This is a genomic window from Peribacillus sp. P4_C12 (assembly GCF_056402095.1).
Window position 1 is genome coordinate 1 of record NZ_JBFUIB010000368.1, and the last position, 3,803, is coordinate 3,803.

Here is a 3,803-nt window from a genome sequence, read left to right on the forward strand (position 1 = left end):
CGTTAAGCGGGCTAGCATTTGAACGAGAAGTGCAGCTAAAAGATTTAAAAGAGGCATTAGCTGCAAGACTTGAAAACAGCACAAAAGAAAATGCAGAACTTCATAAGCAAGTAGACGCAATGAAAGTAACCAATAAAAATAATCAATCATTGATTGGAGAGTACAAAGAWAAAATTAATTCGTTAAGCGGGCTAGTAGTTGAACGAGAAGTGCAGCTAAAAGATTTAAAAGAGGCATTAGCTGCAAGACTTGAAAACAGCACAAAAGAAAATGTAGAACTTCATAAGCAAGTAGACGCAATGAAAGTAACCAATGAAAATAATCAATCATTGATTGGTGAATACAAAGAAAAAATTGATTCGTTAAGCGGGCAAGTAGACGCAATGAAAGTAACCAATGAAAATAATCAAGCATTGATTGGTGAGTACAAAGAAAAAATTGATTCGTTAAGCGGGCAAATAGTTGAACGAGAAGTGCAGCTAAAAGATTTAAAAGAGGTATTAGCTGCAAGACTTGAAAACAGCACAAAAAAAAATGCAGAACTTCATAAGCAAAAAGGCAAAATGAAAGCAACCAATAAAAATAATCAAACATTGACTGAGTACAAAGAAAAAGTTGATTCGTGGCTAGTATCTCAATCAACCAACCATCAAAGTGAACCACAAGCTAAAGAAGAAAAATCGTTGCAGAAAGCAAAAACAGAGCGGAAATCTAAAAAGAAAAAGCTTAAACAATTGCTGAAAGAGCACCCAAAAGCGACAGAAAACGAATTAGCGGAACTATTAGGGGTAGACAGTTCATATATAATCGAGCTTCGAAAAGAATTTTGAATTTGAATAATGTGTGTCGCCCTTAAATTAATTGGAGGATGCAATATAGTAGACCACAGCAAGTGGTCTCTTTTATTTGTTTTCGGGTTTCAAAAAATCCTTTTGTCCTAATTTGTGAGGACCTGGAAGGATACTCGAAAATTTTAAACGGATTGTACCGGAGCAAATATAAGCCGAAGTCGCTGCTAGGAAGCTTGAAAACATTTGAAGTTCGATATAATTTCTCAACTGTTTTCTTAGCTCCTGGTGCAACCGGCAATTACATTTACCATCATTTTACTATATGACTCGTGAGTTGTTGAAAAGAGGTTTTATATGATCAGTTCTGTATCTACTAATCAATTAAATAAATCGATAGAGTTGCAAAGGGGTTATTTTAAATCTGAACTTTTGAAAATGAATTATTTCAAAACTCCTGAGGGTCGACAATTATATGAACTTTCCTTATCCGAATAAGAAAGCATATTTGATACTTAAAAAGCAAAAGCCAAAGCGAGGAAAATACATGACTCGTAAAGGAAAACGTCGGTTGAAGAAGTCTCTGGTAAAGAGAAAAAAGGATAGGTTGACTCGTGCATTCAGAAACATTTTTGTTATGTCGGGTTATTTGGAAGAGTAGAGGAGGACTGTTATTGATGGCAAAAAAAATTCAACCGGTTATCATTCGTCGTCAAAGGAAGTATGAAGCTGAGCAAGCTATTAATGATGTTATTTCTCCTTTTAAACAGCAAAATCCTCAATCTGAAGTGCTTCATAATCTTTTATTCGAACAGAGGAGATTCAAGGTAAAAGAGGGAGAAATAGGTGTTCTGCTCATTTTAATATATGTGTCAAAGATTGAAAGATAAAAATATTATCTGTTTTGATGGAAAGGCTGTATAAAATGTTCATATTCCAACATTCCCAGTTTGAAATATTACTTATTACACCGTTTTTTAATCTGATAATCCTCAACGAACTGTAAAACAATTTTTCACTTGATAGGCTTCTTTCCTCTCTCTTGTTAGTGGTAATCAGACTTTAAGTGCCTGTCATTACAACATAGTAGGGCCTGACTAATCCAATTTTACTAATTTTAAGGCAGATGGGAAAAGGCAGATTATTTAAGACGTTTGGGATAAGATGAGTCCCCTTCTTTAATTTTGGAAAAAAGATTTAATCTTGTTTCATCAGGTTTATTTTCTGATTGCATTTTCGAATTAATATTTAATTTGGTGGAGAGTTGTGTAAGTGCATGCTGAATTTTTTCTATATCTTCTTTGGTTGCGAATTTCTTATTATTAGTAAGTAAATATCCTAATTGTCCACTGGGTTCGATAGTGGCCCATTGTACATCTTTTATATTTTCTATCCCATTTTGTCGTAGGAGCATTTCAAGTGCATCAACAGAAAGTCGAAGTTTTATTAAATTTTTTTCATTTATTGAGCCATTCTCGATAACAATCTTTGACTTGCCAGTTAAAAAAATTTCGGCAACATCCCATTTCATTTGGATGTATTCAATTAGTAGTAAAGTTCCAATGAGAATGGTTGCAATCGCAAAAGTAACCCAAAGATTTTCGCCAATAACAGGGTGTATTAAAAGGGTCCCTATAAAAATCATGATAACAGTTGTTTCAGTAGTCATTTTGGAGACAGACCTTCTACCTGAAATGCGTATTAATAATATTCCAAAGATGACAATTAACATCGTTTTCCATATCCAACTTATATCCATAATATAGCACCGCCACGTTACTTGGTGCTATATAGTCTTTGATTAATAGTTAGTTGATATACAGTTTTGATAAAAATAATGCGGGACACAGACGAACGATATCGCAGATCGAGGGAAAGGAAGGTATCAACGATATGGGCTATTCCCGAGAAGAACAAGAAACTTTGTTGATTGATTTTTGACAACAGTACAGGCAAGTGGAGCGTTTACTTTACTTTACTCTACTGTTCCTAAACACATTTGAAAACTCTCTAATTTCCGTCCTTGTGTTCAAATGTGTAATAAAAGGTCTTGATATATATCGTTAGCCTGTTTTAACTTAGGGCTGATAGAAAGGCACTTATTTAGCACTTCTGATTCAGTGCCGATGAAGCGGTCGCAAGAATGAGTACACAATTGGCAACCATTGCAACTGATATGAATCATCTATATAATTAGATGAATTACGTATAAATGGAATCCCTAATAAGGGCCATTTACTCGATTTCATAGATGAAATAAATATGATGGATGTGCATCGGCGAATCAGTTTAAACTCGTAAATGTGAATGATGACAAATTCAAAGCTTAACAAAATCGGAGGAATAAAAATGGCAAAACCAAACATGTGTCAAAGCTGTGGAATGCCCATGAAAGTGTCAAGTGACTTTGGAACTGAAAAGGATGGGACACCGTCAGAAAAATACTGTCACTATTGTTACGAAAATGGTAAATGGATACAGCCTGATGTAACATTCGATGAATTTTATGCATTCAGTTTAAAAAGGTTTCAGGAATCAGATATGAATCGGGTTGAAAAATTTTTTCTCAATAAAATGTATACAAAAAAATTCTTAAAAAAATTAGAGCGCTGGCGCTAAAACACAAAATTGTGCAGGTGATGAATATGAAAACGAAATCAAAACCAAAATCAGGTGGTTGGAATATTACCTAATCAAACAATCCCATCCGTCCGAGAAAAAAACTGGAATCTTAAATTATTGGAATAACGCAGGAGTTGTAATTCTCTAAGGTGCATGAGTAGAGTTCTAACTGCCAATTGGAGGGCTTTTTTTATTTCACTAACGAAGAATTTATGTAAATTACTTCAACTAACAGATGCTTATCTTCAATAAGACAACTAAAAGATATTCCGTAATCGGGCGCTTTAATGAAGTAACTAAAGCCTAATTTCTCGSTGTTAAAAGCGAGAAATTAGGCTTTTTATATTTGGATTTCTTTACCGTTGTAAATCTGTATTTTCCTGATGTTACTCC

At 34.1% G+C, this 3,803-nt stretch carries 5 protein-coding genes and 1 pseudogene; 5 read left to right on the forward strand and 1 reads right to left on the reverse strand.

The window, feature by feature from the left end:
* The 4 genes and pseudogenes from AC1DUW_RS23065 to AC1DUW_RS23080 all read left to right on the forward strand — a co-directional run.
* The coding region (locus tag AC1DUW_RS23065; RefSeq protein ID WP_477643554.1) for a hypothetical protein at positions 1–830 on the forward strand (830 nt) is incomplete at its 5' end.
* An 83-nt stretch (positions 831–913) separates the two neighbouring features.
* Positions 914–1,149, forward strand: a pseudogene (locus AC1DUW_RS23070) (ERCC4 domain-containing protein); the annotation flags it as partial.
* On the forward strand, positions 1,146–1,286 hold the full coding sequence (gene fbpA, locus AC1DUW_RS23075; RefSeq protein WP_083450694.1) for a Fur-regulated basic protein FbpA: 141 nt from the start codon (positions 1,146–1,148) through the stop codon (positions 1,284–1,286). The pseudogene AC1DUW_RS23070 and the gene fbpA, both read left to right, overlap by 4 nt.
* Positions 1,287–1,462: 176 nt before the next feature.
* Positions 1,463–1,678, forward strand: coding sequence for a hypothetical protein (locus AC1DUW_RS23080; RefSeq protein ID WP_477643555.1), 216 nt, complete (start codon positions 1,463–1,465; stop codon positions 1,676–1,678).
* Between the two features lie 251 nt (positions 1,679–1,929).
* Here the strand turns inward: AC1DUW_RS23080 and AC1DUW_RS23085 are convergent, their stop codons facing one another.
* Positions 1,930–2,547 (reverse strand): DUF421 domain-containing protein, encoded by a 618-nt coding sequence (locus AC1DUW_RS23085; RefSeq protein ID WP_053345446.1) that lies wholly within the window; start codon positions 2,545–2,547, stop codon positions 1,930–1,932.
* A gap of 590 nt (positions 2,548–3,137) precedes the next feature.
* On the opposite strand from AC1DUW_RS23085, the gene AC1DUW_RS23090 reads away from it, so the two are divergent.
* Positions 3,138–3,407, forward strand: a complete 270-nt coding sequence (locus AC1DUW_RS23090) for a zinc ribbon domain-containing protein (protein ID WP_053345447.1) — start codon at positions 3,138–3,140, stop codon at positions 3,405–3,407.
* The last annotated feature ends 396 nt before the right edge of the window (positions 3,408–3,803 follow it).

What these genes read in the sequence shown, in the direction of transcription:
- fbpA (WP_083450694.1), top strand. Translation starts at nt 1,146, where the DNA reads ATGATCAGTTCTGTATCTACTAATCAATTAAATAAATCGATAGAGTTG.
- AC1DUW_RS23085 (WP_053345446.1), bottom strand. Translation starts at nt 2,547, where the DNA reads ATGGATATAAGTTGGATATGGAAAACGATGTTAATTGTCATCTTTGGA.
- AC1DUW_RS23090 (WP_053345447.1), top strand. Translation starts at nt 3,138, where the DNA reads ATGGCAAAACCAAACATGTGTCAAAGCTGTGGAATGCCCATGAAAGTG.